The organism is Sporolactobacillus kofuensis, from assembly GCF_024125425.1.
Classification (GTDB): domain Bacteria; phylum Bacillota; class Bacilli; order Bacillales; family Sporolactobacillaceae; genus Sporolactobacillus; species Sporolactobacillus kofuensis.
This window is the reverse complement of sequence record NZ_JAMXWN010000012.1, coordinates 17,481-34,130: the sequence shown is the minus strand read 5'-3', so window position 1 is coordinate 34,130 and position 16,650 is coordinate 17,481. Positions and strand designations below refer to the sequence as shown.

Annotated in this window: 20 protein-coding genes, 1 pseudogene and 1 riboswitch; of the genes and pseudogenes, 10 read left to right on the top strand and 11 right to left on the bottom strand. The window is 41.2% G+C overall.

The genetic code is table 11. The features are described 5' to 3' along the window. Positions 1–64 precede the first annotated feature (64 nt). On the top strand, positions 65–1,966 hold the full coding sequence (locus NIE32_RS10520) for an acyltransferase family protein (protein ID WP_253076853.1): 1,902 nt from the start codon (positions 65–67) through the stop codon (positions 1,964–1,966). 63 nt (positions 1,967–2,029) lie between these two features. Then, positions 2,030–2,656 (top strand): LysE/ArgO family amino acid transporter, encoded by a 627-nt coding sequence (locus NIE32_RS10515; RefSeq protein ID WP_253076852.1) that lies wholly within the window; start codon positions 2,030–2,032, stop codon positions 2,654–2,656. A gap of 105 nt (positions 2,657–2,761) precedes the next feature. On the opposite strand, the gene NIE32_RS10510 is transcribed toward NIE32_RS10515, so the two are convergent. Beyond that, a complete protein-coding gene (locus NIE32_RS10510; protein WP_253076851.1) occupies positions 2,762–3,034 on the bottom strand; it encodes a hypothetical protein in 273 nt (90 codons plus the stop codon). A gap of 315 nt (positions 3,035–3,349) precedes the next feature. Between NIE32_RS10510 and NIE32_RS10505 the strand changes: the two genes are divergently transcribed. Continuing rightward, positions 3,350–4,258 (top strand): AEC family transporter, encoded by a 909-nt coding sequence (locus NIE32_RS10505; RefSeq protein ID WP_253076850.1) that lies wholly within the window; start codon positions 3,350–3,352, stop codon positions 4,256–4,258. A gap of 59 nt (positions 4,259–4,317) precedes the next feature. Here NIE32_RS10505 and tpx read toward each other — a convergent pair whose 3' ends face one another. The 3 genes from tpx to NIE32_RS10490 all read right to left on the bottom strand — a co-directional run bounded on the left by tpx (position 4,318) and on the right by NIE32_RS10490 (position 5,829). Beyond that, complete coding sequence (tpx, locus tag NIE32_RS10500) at positions 4,318–4,839, bottom strand: thiol peroxidase (protein WP_253076849.1); 522 nt, start codon at positions 4,837–4,839, stop codon at positions 4,318–4,320. Positions 4,840–5,018: 179 nt separating this feature from the next. Beyond that, the gene (locus NIE32_RS10495; RefSeq protein WP_253076848.1) at positions 5,019–5,474 is read right to left on the bottom strand and encodes a MarR family winged helix-turn-helix transcriptional regulator; all 456 of its coding nucleotides are present in this window, start codon (positions 5,472–5,474) and stop codon (positions 5,019–5,021) included. Positions 5,475–5,598: 124 nt separating this feature from the next. Continuing rightward, entirely contained in the window at positions 5,599–5,829 is a 231-nt protein-coding gene (locus NIE32_RS10490) for a DUF896 domain-containing protein (protein WP_253076847.1), read from the bottom strand. 153 nt (positions 5,830–5,982) lie between these two features. Then, positions 5,983–6,086, top strand: a riboswitch (SAM riboswitch). 78 nt (positions 6,087–6,164) lie between these two features. On the opposite strand from NIE32_RS10490, the gene NIE32_RS10485 reads away from it, so the two are divergent. Further along, positions 6,165–6,347 (top strand): Fur-regulated basic protein FbpA, encoded by a 183-nt coding sequence (locus NIE32_RS10485; RefSeq protein WP_253076846.1) that lies wholly within the window; start codon positions 6,165–6,167, stop codon positions 6,345–6,347. 160 nt (positions 6,348–6,507) lie between these two features. Next, positions 6,508–7,188, top strand: a complete 681-nt coding sequence (locus NIE32_RS10480; protein WP_253076845.1) for a hypothetical protein — start codon at positions 6,508–6,510, stop codon at positions 7,186–7,188. A 65-nt stretch (positions 7,189–7,253) separates the two neighbouring features. Here the strand turns inward: NIE32_RS10480 and NIE32_RS10475 are convergent, their stop codons facing one another. Next, positions 7,254–7,556, bottom strand: a complete 303-nt coding sequence (locus NIE32_RS10475) for a rhodanese-like domain-containing protein (protein ID WP_253076844.1) — start codon at positions 7,554–7,556, stop codon at positions 7,254–7,256. Positions 7,557–7,574: 18 nt separating this feature from the next. Continuing rightward, the gene (locus NIE32_RS10470; RefSeq protein ID WP_253076843.1) at positions 7,575–8,837 is read right to left on the bottom strand and encodes an MDR family MFS transporter; all 1,263 of its coding nucleotides are present in this window, start codon (positions 8,835–8,837) and stop codon (positions 7,575–7,577) included. 227 nt (positions 8,838–9,064) lie between these two features. Between NIE32_RS10470 and NIE32_RS10465 the strand changes: the two genes are divergently transcribed. Together NIE32_RS10465 and NIE32_RS10460 are read left to right on the top strand one after the other, a co-directional pair. After that, the gene (locus NIE32_RS10465) at positions 9,065–9,940 is read left to right on the top strand and encodes a DMT family transporter (protein WP_290443578.1); all 876 of its coding nucleotides are present in this window, start codon (positions 9,065–9,067) and stop codon (positions 9,938–9,940) included. A 130-nt stretch (positions 9,941–10,070) separates the two neighbouring features. Beyond that, a pseudogene (locus NIE32_RS10460) lies at positions 10,071–10,377 on the top strand (iron-sulfur cluster assembly accessory protein). Between the two features lie 5 nt (positions 10,378–10,382). On the opposite strand, the gene NIE32_RS10455 reads toward NIE32_RS10460, so the two are convergent. The 5 genes from NIE32_RS10455 to NIE32_RS10435 all read right to left on the bottom strand — a co-directional run bounded on the left by NIE32_RS10455 (position 10,383) and on the right by NIE32_RS10435 (position 12,986). After that, positions 10,383–11,075: an alpha/beta hydrolase gene (locus NIE32_RS10455; RefSeq protein ID WP_253076842.1), complete on the bottom strand. Its 693-nt coding sequence runs from the start codon at positions 11,073–11,075 to the stop codon at positions 10,383–10,385. Positions 11,076–11,457: 382 nt separating this feature from the next. Then, complete coding sequence (locus NIE32_RS10450) at positions 11,458–11,688, bottom strand: hypothetical protein (protein ID WP_253076841.1); 231 nt, start codon at positions 11,686–11,688, stop codon at positions 11,458–11,460. After that, positions 11,645–11,836, bottom strand: coding sequence for a hypothetical protein (locus tag NIE32_RS10445; RefSeq protein ID WP_253076840.1), 192 nt, complete (start codon positions 11,834–11,836; stop codon positions 11,645–11,647). The genes NIE32_RS10450 and NIE32_RS10445 overlap by 44 nt, the downstream gene beginning before the upstream one ends. An 8-nt stretch (positions 11,837–11,844) precedes the next feature. Then, entirely contained in the window at positions 11,845–12,315 is a 471-nt protein-coding gene (locus NIE32_RS10440) for a GNAT family N-acetyltransferase (protein WP_253076839.1), read from the bottom strand. A gap of 59 nt (positions 12,316–12,374) precedes the next feature. Then, positions 12,375–12,986 (bottom strand): flavin reductase family protein, encoded by a 612-nt coding sequence (locus NIE32_RS10435; RefSeq protein WP_253076838.1) that lies wholly within the window; start codon positions 12,984–12,986, stop codon positions 12,375–12,377. A gap of 423 nt (positions 12,987–13,409) precedes the next feature. Between NIE32_RS10435 and NIE32_RS10430 the strand changes: the two genes are divergently transcribed. The 3 genes from NIE32_RS10430 to NIE32_RS10420 all read left to right on the top strand — a co-directional run bounded on the left by NIE32_RS10430 (position 13,410) and on the right by NIE32_RS10420 (position 16,598). Continuing rightward, positions 13,410–14,555, top strand: a complete 1,146-nt coding sequence (locus NIE32_RS10430) for a glycosyl hydrolase family 18 protein (protein WP_253076837.1) — start codon at positions 13,410–13,412, stop codon at positions 14,553–14,555. A 101-nt stretch (positions 14,556–14,656) separates the two neighbouring features. Then, a complete protein-coding gene (locus NIE32_RS10425; protein ID WP_253076836.1) occupies positions 14,657–15,337 on the top strand; it encodes a response regulator transcription factor in 681 nt (226 codons plus the stop codon). Continuing rightward, the gene (locus NIE32_RS10420; protein WP_253076835.1) at positions 15,330–16,598 is read left to right on the top strand and encodes a sensor histidine kinase; all 1,269 of its coding nucleotides are present in this window, start codon (positions 15,330–15,332) and stop codon (positions 16,596–16,598) included. The genes NIE32_RS10425 and NIE32_RS10420 overlap by 8 nt, the downstream gene beginning before the upstream one ends. Positions 16,599–16,650: the final 52 nt, after the last annotated feature.

Here is a 16,650-nt window from a genome sequence, read left to right as displayed (position 1 = left end):
ACATAGTACTCGCCAAGTAATCAGCATCTTGAAGCGAAACAACATTAATGGAGGGCGAGTTCAATTGGAATCGAAACATCGTTATATGGGCGGATTAGACGGACTGCGCGGCTTATCCGTTCTTGCCGTCATTGCCTATCACATGAACCTTTCTTGGGCAAAAGGCGGATTTTTAGGCGTTGGCATTTTCTTTGTACTTTCAGGCTATTTAATTACTGACTTGCTGATTCAGGAATGGGAACAGACAAGTACGATAAATTTGAAGACGTTCTGGATTAGGCGTGCAAAAAGGCTTTTTCCTGCAGTGCTCTGCTTACTGCTGATTTTATTCGGCTGTCTCTTTCTCTTCTACCCATCCTTAGTTCACTCAACTCGTATGGATGCTATAGCTGCACTCTTTTACTATAGTAACTGGTGGTCGATCTTCCATCATCAGTCTTATTTTGAGAATTTTGCCCATCCGGCTCTTTTAAAACACTTTTGGTCATTAGCTGTTGAGGAACAATTTTATTTGCTATGGCCACTATGTGTAATTCTTACATTACGATTATTCAGGAGCATCAAGTGGCTCTATGTTCTTACGTTAATTTTTTCAGGATGTTCTATTATTCTGATGGGATTTCTCTACCAACCCGAAATGGATCCAAGCAGGGTTTATTTTGGTACGGATACACGTGCTTTTGCTTTACTTTTCGGCGCTGCCCTAGCTTGCATATGGCCAAGTCAGCACCTTTCACAAGCGGATTCAAAACCCATTCGCCGATTTTTGGACAGTATTGGCTTATTAGCATTCGTGCTAATCTTATACTCTATTTATACAGTTAATGAATATGAAGATTTTCTTTATCAGGGTGGAATGGCACTTTTTTCGATCATCACGGTCATCTTAATTTCTGTTCTGGCACATCCTTCCACCTTTCTTGGAAAATGGATGGGGGTGGCACCATTGCGATGGATCGGCGTCCGATCCTATGGTATGTATTTGTGGCATTATCCTATTCTGCTGCTTACTACCCCTGCATCTGAAGCTTCTGATGTTCATCCTTTACGGATCGTGATGCAATTCATTTTGATCTTAACTGTTTCCTCACTATCTCTTCGCTTTATTGAGAATCCGATTCGAAGATCGGGGAAACATTTTGAAAAACTTAACGACTTCCATTTGTTGAAAAAGGTAAGTTTTGGCTTTGGTTGCGTATTTTTGATTTTTGCAGGATTAGCTGCTTACCCACAAATAGAAAAGCATCGTTCAGTGAAAACGCTAACCGCTCATGATCAAACGAATCATATTTCTAGAAATTCAGATCACAAAAATACTGAGGGAAGAAAAACCACTTCAGATCATTTAAAAGGAGCGGTAGTCACTGATTCTCCAAATAATAAGGACAAGCGTAGCACACCACAAGAGAGAATCCAGAATGAACAAAAATCAAAGCAAGCAAATGAAAAGAAAAAGAAGGCTCATTCTGCATCAGTTCCTGTTCAAAAATTAAATTTACAAGTGACAGCTATCGGCGACTCTGTCATGCTGGATGCAAAACCTTACTTAATGCAATCCTTAACAAATCTTGAAATTGATAGTAAGGTGGGTAGACAATTTCGCGAAGCATTTGGCAGGATTTCTCAATTTAAAGAAGAAGGAAAACTTGGGGCAAATGTCTTAATTGAACTGGGTACCAATGGACCATTTGATGATAGTCAAATCAATAACTTAATTGATTTAATTGGTCCCAACCGACAGATTATTTTTGTGAATACACGTGTACCTCGTCCTTGGGAATCCATTGTCAACCAGACGATTCAAAGAGCAGCAACTACCCACCACAACGTGACCATGATCGACTGGTATCAAGCGAGTAAGGGGCATGATGACTATTTTTCAACGGACGGGGTTCACTTGACAATCACCGGTGCAAAAAAATACGCATCGCTCGTGATCGATAGCCTGGCACAATCAAAAAAATAGTCGTGAAATTGTACCCTTTTTGAGCAATAATTAAATGAAAAAGTGATTGGTGGAGAAACTATCATGCTCACCGCTTGGATTCATGGTTTCTTGTTATCTTTCAGTCTGATTTTGCCGCTTGGTGCGCAAAATGTTTTTATCTTTAGCCAAGGCGCCCGATCATCAAGGGTGAGTGGAGCAGTCCCTGCGGTATTGGCCGCTTCACTTTCCGATACCTTATTAATCATTCTTGCGATAAGCGGCGTATCATTATTGGTCCTGACTTTTCCATGGCTCATGACGCTTATGTTTGTTATCGGCATCCTTTTCCTGACCTATATTGGCTGGACAATTTGGTCAGATTCATCAACACAAAAAAATGATGCTGGGATGCTTTTAAGCTCAAAGCAACAAGTTCGTTTTGCATTATCTGTTTCTTTACTTAATCCACATGCAATTCTAGATACCGTTGGCGTTATTGGCACAAATGCGCTTCAGTATTCAGGAGCAGAAAAATGGATCTTTGCAAGTGCATGTATTTCTGTTTCCTGGATATGGTTTTTCTCCCTTGCTTATGTAGGCTATTTAACAGGTCGCGTTTCAACCGGTAACCGGTACATCTTTTGGGTGAATAAGCTATCGGCATTAATGATTTGGGGCATTGCGCTTTATTTAGTTTGGCGGCTTATCTTCTCTTCACTTTTACGTTAAGGGTCCCAACTGAACGATGCATAAAACATAAAAAAGCACCCTGTCTTTTTTAGCAGCCTCAATGAAAGGGGTTACATTTACAGACGGAATGCTCAAGTGTTTTCCTTATTCATTTGACATCGTCAGCTTATCAAACCAATCTCTATCATACGTAGCCAGTGCAAGATCAATTAAGCAATTGAGTTCAGTACGCGTTAAATCATTTTGTTCAGGTATCACATCATCAAAAGCAATTTCCAGCCATTTCATCCGAGGATGATTTTCACAACGTGTCACTCGAATTTTACAGCGTTTAAAATCCGAATAGACTGATGTAACAAAACCAATACAATCATGTTTCCCCATGTACTTTGTGTGAACCCACTGTCCAACTTCCATGGCTGATCGCCTCACTCTGATTCAAGTTGTCTGGCCATCATCACACTCCCAAGGATCTGAGTATCTGATATTAGCATATGAAGGATTTCTCTTTCATGCCACAGAACAATTGCCCGAACCACATGTTCACAAAAATGATGAAATTGTCATTCACTAAACTATACGCCAGGTTTATTGATAATCAAAATAAATCAATTAAATTTCTACTCATGATATGATAGAAAAAATGATTTCGATCTTTTGATGCATTAAGAGATCACTTAATCCTGAAGAGGATTTCGTAAATCTTTTCAACATAATCTTGGAGGTTTATTCATGTTTGCGTATTTTCATTTATTGACTTCGATCAGTGTTCCAATCCTGATCATTTGTATTTGCGGTGCCCTATTGCAAAGAAAACGCCCTGTGGATACAAAACTTCTTGCAGATATCAGCTTATACATACTTGCACCTGCACTCATTTTATCTGCGCTCTCTGAATCTCATTTCACAGGTCGCAACGTCTTTCATATTTTCGCTTTCTCAATCATCATGACTGCTGTTCTATGGCTCGTCGCAATTCTAACATCAAAAATACTCAAATTGCCGGAACGCAGCACCAGAGCGTTAACTCTGACTACAGTCTTTAGCAATGCCAATAATTATGGCCTTCCTGTATTACTTCTCGCTTTCGGCCATCCCGGATTCTCTCTTGGCGCCGTCTATGTGATTGGTCAAATTATTCTTATGAATCTCCTTGGAATGTATATTGCTTCTCGCTCTGAAATGAGCGGCAAACAATCCCTTACGCATATTCTGAAATCACCGATTATCTATGCTTGTCTTGTTGGTGTTCTGCTCACATTAACTCATTTACGTCTGCCCAGTGGGATCTTTACTGCCGTTCAAATGCTTGGAACAGCTTATCCAGTACTTGTTCTCTTAATCCTTGGTATAAAACTGGCCAATACAAAATTCTCTGGTATCCACCGTCCTGAGGTCTGGATTGGCGTTTCCCTTCGATTAATTATTGTCCCAATCCTTGCGAAAGCAGTATTATTCGTGCTCGGAATAGACGGGATGCTTGCCACTGTCCTATTAGTTGAAATCTGCATGCCTGCGGCGATTAACTCTGTGATGCTGCTCGAAAAATTTAATGGAGATTCAGAACTTGCATCGTTAATTGTCACCATAACGACGATTCTCAGCTTTATCTATCTTCCGTTACTCATTGGCATCGGCTGATTTCAGTCCTACAAAAAAAGATCGTCGCGTATATGCGGCGATCTTTTTTTGTACATTCATTATTTAATTAATGCTTGGGCTGCCTCAAGCGCTGCATCATAATCCGGATGATTAGTCATTTCTTTCAGGTACTCCACATAGCGGATGGTATTCTTTTCATCGAGAATAAAGATCGAACGCATATCGAGTTGCAGTTCTTTGATCAACACGCCATAACTTTTACCAAAAGAACGATATTTATAATCCGTTAAAGTGTCCAAATTTTCAATGCCTGCCACTGAACAAAACCGACTTTGTGCAAAAGGCAAATCAACTGAAATCGTTAGTACTTTAACTTGATCACCTAATTTTGCAGCTGCTTCGTTAAACCGTCTCGTCTGTGCTTCACATACAGATGTATCAAGTGATGGTACAACTGAGATCAGCTTAATTTTTCCATCATAGTCTGACAAACTTGCTTCTGTTGTCAAATCCTTATTAATTGTAAAATCCGGTGCTTTGTCCCCAACTTTCAATTCAGGACCAATCAAAGTAATCGGGTTCCCGCCTACAGTTGCTACGCCAGTACGTTCTTCATTCATTTTATCTTCCTCCAATTTAATAGGGTATACAGGATTAAATCATTAACTAAATAATAAGTACTCTAGCCACAATAAACGCTTATTATGTGTGATCATCACCTCCTTTATTGCATTGTGTAAAATTATATTTTGCACAATTTATTAGCGAAAAAAATTTTTGTTCAAAATCCATGTTCAAATTACAACCTATGTTGGTTTTCCGCACTGAATTGTAAGACATGTTCAGTCAATCGTTGAATCTTCTCGTTCAGCTCTTTTAATTCTTCAGCCTGCAATCCGCTTGAACGAACAAGTGATGACGGGATACATACCGCCTCTCGCCAAAGCGTTTCACCTTTTTCTGTTAAAGTCACCACAACGACACGCTCGTCTTCTTCGAGGCGTTGTCGCCGAATAAGTTGCTTGCTCTCCATTCTTTTCAGCAAAGGTGTTAGCGTACCAGAATCCAAGTCCAATCTTTGGCCGAGATCCTTGATCGAACATTTTCCTCTTTCCCACAGCACAAGAAGGACAAGATACTGTGGATAGGTAATGCCTAATTGATCGAGGAGTGGCCGATACATTCGAGAGATTGCCCGAGAACATGCGTACAAAGAGAAACATAGGTGATCCTGTAAGTTCAGATGTTTTTCCAAATCTAGCCCTCTTTTTCGTATTGCCTTTATTACATTGTGCACAATTTAATTTGCAGAGTCAAATGATCTGCACTGGTTGCATTCAGATCATATATTCTGACTTTAAGCTCATAACCGAAGAGCGTCATCGCTTCGGATTGAACCCTTTCTTCATTAGTTTTGCTTTTTTCGGTGTTACATCATTACCCTTTGAATCGACAACCTTGATTTGTGAGAGTTGCTGTTTAAATCGGTTACGAAAATTAGCGAGATACTGCTCGCGAAGTTCAGCTTGCCTTTTCTTTTCTTGATCATTTAACGGACGTTCTCGTGATAATCGTGCAAGCGCATTGATTTCATCAAGTAATTTAGTCATTCGTTCTCGTTCTCTCCTTATTGATACCGTTCTTCGTGATAATCTTGTTGCATTATCGCATAAGTTCATGTTCTTTTTCAACGAAAATTATTAATCATAGTTGACAACTGTGATTAATAAGGTATATGATGTCACTAATTTAATAAGTGTTTCCGCTTATCTAGAGAGGTGGAGGGATTGGCCCTATGAAACCTCAGCAACCGGTCATTAATGACACGGTGCTAATTCCAATAAGCAATTTGCTTTGAAGATAAGTTGAGTGGTCTGAAAAGATGCCTTCTCTTCTTATTTTAGAAGAGAGGGCTTTATTTTTTGATCGAGAAAGGAGTATTACCATGGATACACTCTTAACTAATGAAGACTGGAAACGACAGAAACTCATCGATCAGCTCATCGAGGCTAACGTATATAAAATAAATGGAAAACAGCTTTTTGAATTGCCCTTAATTGTTCTAGAGGATGAGTATCGAGCCGTTCATTTACGGTTACGTTCTAGAAAAAAGTTCAATGAGTACTAACGTTTACTCACATATTGGCTAGTTACACACCCACTCATTTTTATAAACGAAAATGCTTTTTTCTCTAAATCAATGATAGCTCTTTCTCACCTTTTCATTTCTTTACTCGTCCTCAATACTCTATAATGGAGTACAATACGGAGTAAATAGGGGGCAGTTCATGATCGACACAGCTTTAGTACCAAGATTAGAAGAATTAAAAAATGACTTTCAGAAATCCAAGCCAACGTCTATGTTAGACGCGATCATGATGTCACGGGAGAGTAGAGCTCTCGTTGAGAAAAACAGCTTTGCTTTATTGATCGCGGTGATTGTCGATCAATCTGTCAAATCTGAAGTCGCCTGGAATCTTCCACATTCATTGCTGAATAGGATTGGTAAAGATCATTTTAATCCGGAATGGATGATGAATCATAGTGAACGCGTTAGAGATGCCATCGCACAGAAACCAGCACTTCACCGCTTTCCGGGAAAAATGGCGGAATATATTACCTCTCTGTCAACAATTATTGTGCATGAGTATCAATCCCCAGACCGCTTTCTAACTAATTCTTTGGACTATTTTGTTTTTGTCAATAACCTAAAGAGCGTTTCAGGAATTAGCGATAAGAAAGCCAATTTTTTATTTTTAATTCTGACTCTTGATTTTCACTTTGCATTTGACCATGTTGATAATAGTGCTGTTCTCTTTGATGCTCATCTTGAAAAGTGGTTGACTCAACTTTTGAACAAGAAAGTCACTAAGGGTGAGGCAAATGAAATCTGCAACTTTGTATCTCCAGACAATCCCGCATTACTCTGTCCATATATTTGGCATTTAGATCGATTATCAAAAGCATGAGCTATTTTTACGTGTCAAAAAAGAAGAACAGGAATTTCTCCTGTCCTTCTTTTTCTTAGCTTTATTCAATAATCAACTTCACCGGTCCACGCTAACATGCCACCGGTCATATTCTTCACCTTAAACCCGTGATCGGCCATGACTTCGGAAGCATAACTGCTTCTGCCTCCTGAATGACAAACCAAAATGTATTCTTTATCTTTATCAATGAGATTCAGCTTCTCCTCAATATGATTCACCGAAATGTTCACGGCACCAGGGATATGACCACTCTCATATTCATCAGCTTCCCGTACATCAATAATGCTTGCAACCTTTCCTTGTAGACGCAGACTTTCTACTTCTTGTGGTAAAATTTCTTCAAACATTGTATTGCCTCCATTTAATTATTTTGTTGCTCCAGATCCTTCGTTTCTTAAAAGAATCCTTCGATCAACATGTGGAATAATGAGCGCATAGATGAATGTTCCAATAAGACCGATCGAAGTAACGAACACAGCCGTAGCTAGAGTTGACAGATAAGTGCCGATAGTAATTGTCAACGAAGCGATCAGCATGGCTAAATTATATTTTAAACCATTAATCGCCATATAAATACTTCTCGCGTCTTCTGGTGGTATGGACGCTGCATAAGATTGCTCAACCGGCACGCGAAAGACTTCACCGATCGTAAGAACGACCATGAAAATGACGAGTAACCAGATATTGTTTGTATAAGATAATACACCATAACCGATCGAAAAGAGTGCACAACTGCCTACGAGTGCCGTCCGATCTTTCAGTAAGTGGCTAAAATGAGAGATAAATAACATCAACACTGCAACAAGAATTGTATTTTCACTACGCAAAAAGCCGAGCATCGTTAGTCCATTCACATGCCAAAAAAGAAACCGTTGTGCCGGCATTTCTTCACTTAATCGGATGCCGATGTAATTCGTTAGCTGCAATTCCATTGAGAATACGAGAACACCGGCAAGCACAAAAACAATGAAGAGCTTATCCTGAAAAACCCGATGATAGCTTGTAAAAATATGGTGAAGATGTTTAGCAAATACAATCTTATCCGTATGCAGTGCCTTATAAGTTTCCTCGATAAAGAAAGCGACGAGGAAAACAACGCCGAATTCAACGACACAAAGGGCTACGAATAATTCAAACAGGTAGTGCTGGAACAATAACGCGCCTAAGATCCCGCCAATCGCAATAGATAGATTGTTTGCCCAATACGTCATGGAATACATTAATTTCCGTTGTTCCGGCGTACTAACATCAATCAGCATCGCATCATTTGCAGGCCCGGCGAGTCCCCAACTAATACTGTTCACAATCATCATCAAGTATGTAATAATCGCTGATTCAAAGAAAGGAGAATTGCTGATCATCATCATGAAAAAAGCAACAAAGCGCGCACACTCGGCAAAAAGCATCACCTTTTTACGGCCAAACTGATCGGATATATACCCACCAAGAAATGAATTTGCAATACCAATAAATATAGTGATCAGCAGCAACAGTCCTGTTGTCTTCGCTCCAAAATGCTGAGCGAGATAGATTGTCATAAACGGAAAGATCATCCCACCAATAAAACGGCTGGTAAAGGTTTCAATGATCCGTATTTTAATATTTTTGTGAAAATCTCTAAATCTCAATTAGAACTCCTTCTCTCAAACAAAGATGTATGTACCCACAGTTGTCTAGATCTATAATCCACCGTACCATCTTTAGCGCAATCAGAGCTCCTAGTATACCATTAAATAGCCATTTACGTTACATTTTACCTTGAAAGAATAGATCACTTGTGGCATATCTCTGTTAAAATTAAAAACATGTCACACTTTAGATTCCTACTTTGCCTGGAGTGATCATTCTGAAAACGTTGAATCGCAAATTTTCTTATTTTCTTCTATTTTTTGCTGCATTTTCAATGGCCACATCTGCCATTTTCGTCAAACTTGCAGATGCCCCCTCTACGATCATCGCCGGTTACCGAATGCTCTTCTCAGCGCTTATCCTCTTGCCATTTTCGTTGATAAAAAAGTCCAATCGAGTGGAGATAAGGAAGTTAACTCAGAAGCAATGGCTGCTTGGTCTTCTTTCCGGAGTTTTTCTTGCGGCACACTATGCCCTTTGGTTTGAATCCTTACGCTATACTTCAGTAGCCAGCTCAACTGTTCTTGTTACACTGCAACCTTTGTTTGCATTTATCGGTGGTTATGTACTCTTCGGTGAGCGGTTAACCGTACGCGCAATTCTCGGAGGAATCCTTGCTCTTGCGGGAAGCATGATTATCGGTTGGCAAGATTTTAGAGTGAGTGGTGTTGCCCTCTTTGGTGACGTCCTTGCATTTATTGCGGCTGGATTAATCACCGGATACTTTCTCCTTGGACAAGGACTTCGAAGAAAACTCTCTCTCATCCCCTACGCAATAATTGGTTACGGGAGCAGTGCGATTTTTCTCCTTGCTTATTCGTTCATCAATGGCTATTCCTTAACCCACTACGCTTTGCAAAATTGGGTGTGGTTCCTTTGTCTGGCGTTAATTTCAACACTATTAGGCCAGACGATCTTTAACTGGTTATTGAAATGGCTGAGCACTTCAACCATTTCAATGAGTATCTTGGGAGAGCCCATTTGGACCTGCATTCTTGCGTATTTCATTTTGAATCAAGGAATTACTCTGCAACAAGGATTGGGCATCCTTGTCATTTTAACGGGAATAACTATCTTCTTATCCAAAAATAAGACGAGGTAAGTACTTAGATGATCAGAATTATTTCGTCTGCATACAAGCCACGATCTCTAAGCTCACCTACAAACGGGATTTTCTTAATAAACTATGTCATACTAAGTCAGGATTAAAAAATGAGGTAGGAGAATCGATGATGAAATGCAGGATTAACCGAAATGCGGCAAAAGTTATGAAAGAAATGCTCGAAAATGAGGATGCAAAGGGGCAAATGCTGCGTGTCATTGTGACCGAACATCATGGCGATCACGCCCACTATGCATTAACGTATAAGTACCCCAACGGAGCATGATGAGATTGTGCAGACAGAGAAAGGCATCGATGTGTTGCTCGATAAACGGGAAGAACTCCTCGATGGCGTATGGATTCAATTTTTCTACGTGCCTGAACCAGGATTTGAAATTGTGAATCCATCGAAAGGTGATCACAACCATTATTCATGAGAAAACTAGTTCTCTAAAAATGTCAGGACCATTTGAATCACTTGATCACGTTCACGCCCCTGGCAGATGTGATGGCCGGAGAGCGGGAGATAATGAAGTTCTTTGATATGGGATGAGACCGTACGATAGATGAGATCTGAACTTTTCGGATCAACGGTTTCATCCTTTTTTCCATGAATAATGCATACCGGGACTGAAATATGTTGGAAAATTCTTTTCGCTTGGCGGACAACCTTTCGGAACTGAAAAAGATTATGGATCGGTACAAATTGAGTGAATAACTGATGATTCATTATGGATTTGTCAGCTAATTTGGAATGCTGAAGAGTAACCTGAAAAAACATTCCCAGTCTCATCTTTACTACGTGAGGAGTAATCACATAAACCGCCGGAGAAAGCAACACTAAAGTAGCAATTTGATAACGACAAGCCATGATTGAGGCAATCATCCCCCCCATTGAAAATCCTATTAAATGAACGGTTCTTTTATCATCAATGGCCTTTTTCAAAATAGCTTCAACCATTTTCAACCATTCCAAAGCTTTGATTTTCTCCATCTTCCCCCTGTCCATGCTGTGTCCAGGAAGAAGCGGAGTGATTACTTCATAACCCGCTTGTTTCAGAGCATGTGCGAGTGGTTCTATTTCCCACGGACTTCCAGCGAATCCATGGATAATCACGCATAACGGTTGTGCCATGACGATCCCCCTCCCTTTTACTTCATTTTCACCTCACCTTCTGACTCATTATATTTTTGTGTATCAAGTAAAAGAATTATCCACTCATTTTCAAATGATTACTTTCGATATCCGAGGAACATAGGAGAAGTCTTCATCCCGATAGTCCAGATTCGGTTCGGGTAGCACCGGATTCGGTTCGGATTCAGCTCCATTCGGGTCGGGTCACCAGATTCGGCTCGGATTCGGATCCATTCGGTTCGGATCACGCCGGATTCGGGTCGGGTCACCAGATTCGGGTCACCAGATTCGGCTCGGATTACGCCGGATTCGGTTCGGATTCAGCTCCATTCGGTTCGGATTACGCTGGATTCGGTTCGGATTCAGCTCCATTCGGCTCGGGTCACCAGATTCGGTTCGGGTCACGTCGCATTCGGCTCGGATATGCCGAGATTCGGTTCGGGTAGCGTCGGATTCGGTTCGGATTCAGCTCCATTCGGCTCGGATTACGCCGGATTCGGTTCGGATTCGGATCCATTCGGTTCGGATTACGCTGGATTCGGTTCGGATCACGCCGGATTCGGTTCGGTTCACCAGATTCGGTTCGGATTCGGATCCATTCGGTTCGGGTCACCGGATTCGGTTCGGATATGCCGAGATTCGGTTCGGATTCGGCCGGATTCGGTTCGGATTACGCCGGATTCGGTTCGGGTCACCGGATTCGGGTTCGGATTCAGCACTAAGCGATTTTTGAAGAAGCATTTGACAAATTTTTGTTTCATGATTCTCTCTACAACTTTTTCTTCATATGTACGACTGCAATGTCAATACCATCGGGTTTATGAACAACTTCCTGATCAAATAGATGATAACCCATTGATTGATAGAGATGTACGTTTCTGGTTACATTTTTGCGTACCCTACAGGTAACAGAATGTTTGTTTTTCTTTTTTGCAACTTCTTCAAGTTCTTGCAAAATTCTTTTTGCAACACCCTGACCCTGATTTTCAGGGATTACGGACAAGCGGAAAAAATAAAGAACATCTTCCCTCACCTTAAACCGTACCATACCGACGGGAGTTGTTTCATCACAAGCAATCAGTGCTTGTTCTCCTTTTTCGAACGCAGCGTCAATTGAGGCTGTTGTTTCCTGCATTGCGCTGGATGGCGCTTTTGAATTCTGATATTCCGTAAATGCCTGAACCATAAGACTGTGGATCAATTCTGAGTCGGTCCGATCTGCACATCTAAAATGAATCATGAGTCCCTCCTGAAAACAATCTATATTTTTAATTGGAATTGGTCTGACTGACGAAACACTTACACTGGTCTTATTAAGTCAAAGGTATCGCCTAATTTTGCATAGGTACTTCCTGCTAGTCTGCTGATCGGTTTTAACCCTGTAGCATTGATTCGTCCATGCTCGTATAGATCTTCTCTAATATGATAATAAACGACCCGCCCAATTAATAAATCACAAGAAGGGTTGCCATCTGTTCCACCGAGTTCAAGTGCTCGCTCAAGCACACATTCCAGTCGAATGTTCGCTTCTTTTACCCCTTGAACACTGACCTTGATACTGTTGACAGGGGTTAGACCCGAATCTTCAACCTCACTTTCGTTTGATGACAATGGCTTTGCCGTGTTATTTATTTGATCAATATAGGATTCATCAGAAATGTGGACAACGAACTCACCTTTTTCAATCGCATTTCTCGATGTATCTTTCATCGCTCCGTTGAATCGTTGCACGGATACAGAGATCATTGGCGGTTGATCGGTAATAATCGTAAAGTAACTAAATGGCGCTGCATTTAATACACCTTCTGCTGACTCTGTTGTGACGAAGGCAACTGGTCTCGGAATAATACTTCCTGTTAAAAATTTATAATTTTCTCGCCCTGGTAGTTCGTTTGGATCAATGCTTATCAAAATTTAGCCCCCTGTTCTGCTCTCAAATCAATGATCGTAAACGTACTTCCAACTCAATTAACAATTCTAGACAATGTGCTGGAAGAGATAATCGTTTGAGCCTGGCTTAGTGCGAGGCATCTGTGGGATCGTTCCTAATGGTCGCGAACCAAATGAGCCTTCGCAGATTACTCGAATGTATGAGGAGGCGCACGGATCACCCTCGGCAAGCGAGCACCGAAAGCCCCAGCTGAGAAAAGGTTAACACATACGGTTCCAAATATAAACTTGTGGCGCGTATAATTGAGCACTCGATGCATATCTTTAGATTCAGGATAAGATATGACTCGTTAACGTGGATTCAATTACAGTGAGCTTACGTTCCAAACGAAAATAATTTATCTATAGAATACAAGTCCAGATGAAGAAGGAGCGATCGCATTGTTGATTCATGTCGTTCAAAGTGGAGAATCGCTAGGGCAAATTACGAAAAAGTACAACGTATCTGCAATTGTACTTGCTGCAATCAATGGGTTGACCGATCCTAACCGACTTGCCATTGGCCAGACATTAATTGTTCCTGTTCCAGAAGTACCCCATGGGGGACCAAAGCAGACAATTGAGGTCAATGCCTATACATACCAACCTGACTCTATTGACGCATTAACGATCCTTCAACTAGGTTACCTACTGACTTCTGCCATTCCATTTGCCTACCATGTAAAACAAGACGGAACCTTGGATGTGTTGGATGACCAGTCCCGATTATCTGCTGCTTTTGCACAAAACGTCCTGCCTACGATGGCGATCAATAACTTTTCTGCAACTGAATCCGGTGCTGACTTGTTACATCACGTACTCAACACTCCGGAATATCGTGAAAATTTACTGTCAGATATTGTCCGAATCATGCAGGAGAAAGGCTATCGCGGATTAAATGTTGATTTCGAAAATGTCCTGCCAGCTGACCGTGAGAACTACAATCAATTCCTTCAACAAGCCGCTGATCGCTTGCATCCTCTGGGTTTCTTACTCTCTACTGCTGTCATGCCGAAAACGGGGGCTGCGCAGCCATTTGCATCGTATGAGGCTTATGATTACGAGGCGCACGGTCGACTTGTTGATTTTGTTGTACTGATGACCTATGAATGGGGCTTCCGTCTCGGTCCGCCTCAGGCAATCTCACCTGTTGATAAAATGAGAGCGGTCGTTCACTATGCTCTAACCGTAATACCGGAAAATAAAATCTCATTGGGCTTTGAAACGTATGCGCGTGACTGGCTGCTCCCTCACGTTGAAGGCCAGGAAGCTGAAACATTTAGTCCACAGGAAGCGGTCGAACGCGCCATAAAATACGGGGCTGCCATTCAGTATGATCAACAAGCCCAATCCCCATTTTATCGCTATAGTGATGATCATGGCCGCAGTCATGAAGTTTGGTTTGAAGACGCAAGAAGCGCACAAGCAAAATTTGAATTGGTTAAGGAATTCAAGCTCCGCGGTCTCAGTTATTGGGCCCTCGGCTACCCCTATCCACAAAACTGGGGCCTACTCCCACACAATTTTACCGTTCACAAGTGGCAAACCTAAAGACTTCACGGGATCCTTACTCCTGTGAAGTCCTTTTTTGTAGTAGAATTTAGCTAAAGAACTAAATCGATGTCTGATTCACTGTGAAATGAGGGAGTTTAATGAAAGTGATGCTCGCTGAAGATGACCTGCGTCTTGGAAAATTAATCATGAAAATGTTCAAGAAAGAACAATTCACTGCTGACTGGGTTGACGATGGAGAAACAGCATACGACCAGGCGCTAACCGGTGATTATGATGTGATCATCCTCGACTGGATGCTTCCAAATAAGGACGGAATTGAAGTCAGTAAATCATTAAGACAAGAAGGATACAGTGGAGCCATTCTTATGCTCACAGCACGCGATGCGCTTGAAGATCGCGTTCAAGGACTTGATTCTGGAGCAGATGACTATATGATGAAGCCCTTTGCATTCGAAGAACTTTTTGCGCGTCTCCGATCTCTTTATCGAAGAAACTTTTTCCCCATTGATCAGAATGTGATTCGAACGCAAGACCTTACTCTTGACCTGAGTAATCATTTAATAAAAAAAGGTGACCAACTGCTCAACCTGACATCACGGGAATATCAGCTCCTAGTTTATTTTGTTAAAAATACCGGCAGGATTCTTTCGAAGGAGATGATTATGGCCAGAGTCTGGGAAGAAAGCAGTGAGGTCACCTTCAATACGATGGAAGCCTTTGTGAAACTTCTAAGAAAGAAACTTGGTCAGTCCAAGCAAAACAGTTATATTAAAACGATACGCGGTTTAGGCTATATGTGGGTGGATGAGCATGTTTAAAACGTTGCAAAGAAAACTAACACTAACCTACAGTCTGTGGTTTTTTCTTACACTTGCTGCGCTATTTATTGTTCTCTTTTTTGTATTTAAAAGTATGATTTATCAGTCTGTCAGTTGGCAAGTTGAGGATATTGCGCGTGACCAGGCGGTAGAGTTTGCTGAACGGCACCACCTTGAAGGCAGTCATTTCAAGCATTCTCTTTACCTGTCGGCTTTTCTTTCAGAAAATGGCGAAGATGTTGTCTATAGAGGTACTATGCCTGACCCACTTCGCCACGAATTCATTGCGCGCGTGGCTAAAAAGGAGAACTGGGGTCTAACCAAGGTTACATCCATAAAAGGTGAAAAAAATTACATGGTCTATGCCATGGAGCCGGTTATTGAGAATGGTCATCGAATTGGCTATATTGTGATCGCTAAAGGCATTAGAGGCGCCCATGAACTGATCGAACGGTGGTTCACGCTCCTCTTTGTACTTACTCTAATTGCTGCGTCACTATCGATTATGATTGCACATTTTCTAGCGCGACGGGCTGTGCTTCCGGTTAAACGTAACTATGAAAAACAAAGAACATTTGTTGCGGATGCCAGCCATGAAATGCGGACACCCCTTAGCGTGTTTTCTGCTGGACTTGAATACTTTGAAGCAGAAGAAAAAGATCGCATGTCCGAATCGTCAAAAGAAACACTTGCCGACCTAAAAGAGGAAGTCAGTGAGATGAATACACTGATTAGCCACTTACTTACTCTTGCTAAATCAGATCGTGAAGGGATAGGCGTACAACGGTCGGATTTAAAAGTGATTAACATGATCCAGTCCATTGCTTCGTACTATCATCAAAAAGCATTACTTGAAAAGAAAAAATTTGTTCTCGATTTGCCTCAACACGAACTCACTATTTATGCTAATCCGATTGAAATCAAGCAACTTCTTACGATTTTTTTAGACAATGCATTTAAGTATACAAAAGATGCAGATCAGATCGTTCTACGCATAGGAGCAGATGAAAAAAGACACAATTTTTGTTTCTCTACTAAAGACACGGGTATTGGTATTCCCGAAAACGAACAGAAACATATTTATGAACGCTTTTATCGGATAGAAAAGGGAAGAGCACGAAAGAGCGGCGGGAACGGATTGGGTCTTTCGATTGCACGGGAAATCGTTGACGCCTACAAAGGTTCAATAGTACTTGAGAGCCTGCAAAACAAAGGCACCACTTTTCACATAACGCTGCCAATACTCAAGAATATTAATTAATTCAGTTTACTTTCAGTTTCCTTTTTTAAGATGTGGTTTGTGAAAGGAGACG

What these genes read in the sequence shown, in the direction of transcription:
- NIE32_RS10515 (WP_253076852.1), top strand. Translation starts at nt 2,030, where the DNA reads ATGCTCACCGCTTGGATTCATGGTTTCTTGTTATCTTTCAGTCTGATT.
- NIE32_RS10510 (WP_253076851.1), bottom strand. Translation starts at nt 3,034, where the DNA reads ATGGAAGTTGGACAGTGGGTTCACACAAAGTACATGGGGAAACATGAT.
- NIE32_RS10505 (WP_253076850.1), top strand. Translation starts at nt 3,350, where the DNA reads ATGTTTGCGTATTTTCATTTATTGACTTCGATCAGTGTTCCAATCCTG.
- tpx (WP_253076849.1), bottom strand. Translation starts at nt 4,839, where the DNA reads ATGAATGAAGAACGTACTGGCGTAGCAACTGTAGGCGGGAACCCGATT.
- NIE32_RS10490 (WP_253076847.1), bottom strand. Translation starts at nt 5,829, where the DNA reads ATGACTAAATTACTTGATGAAATCAATGCGCTTGCACGATTATCACGA.
- NIE32_RS10485 (WP_253076846.1), top strand. Translation starts at nt 6,165, where the DNA reads ATGGATACACTCTTAACTAATGAAGACTGGAAACGACAGAAACTCATC.
- NIE32_RS10480 (WP_253076845.1), top strand. Translation starts at nt 6,508, where the DNA reads ATGATCGACACAGCTTTAGTACCAAGATTAGAAGAATTAAAAAATGAC.
- NIE32_RS10475 (WP_253076844.1), bottom strand. Translation starts at nt 7,556, where the DNA reads ATGTTTGAAGAAATTTTACCACAAGAAGTAGAAAGTCTGCGTCTACAA.
- NIE32_RS10455 (WP_253076842.1), bottom strand. Translation starts at nt 11,075, where the DNA reads ATGGCACAACCGTTATGCGTGATTATCCATGGATTCGCTGGAAGTCCG.
- NIE32_RS10445 (WP_253076840.1), bottom strand. Translation starts at nt 11,836, where the DNA reads ATGAAACAAAAATTTGTCAAATGCTTCTTCAAAAATCGCTTAGTGCTG.
- NIE32_RS10440 (WP_253076839.1), bottom strand. Translation starts at nt 12,315, where the DNA reads ATGATTCATTTTAGATGTGCAGATCGGACCGACTCAGAATTGATCCAC.
- NIE32_RS10425 (WP_253076836.1), top strand. Translation starts at nt 14,657, where the DNA reads ATGAAAGTGATGCTCGCTGAAGATGACCTGCGTCTTGGAAAATTAATC.
- NIE32_RS10420 (WP_253076835.1), top strand. Translation starts at nt 15,330, where the DNA reads ATGTTTAAAACGTTGCAAAGAAAACTAACACTAACCTACAGTCTGTGG.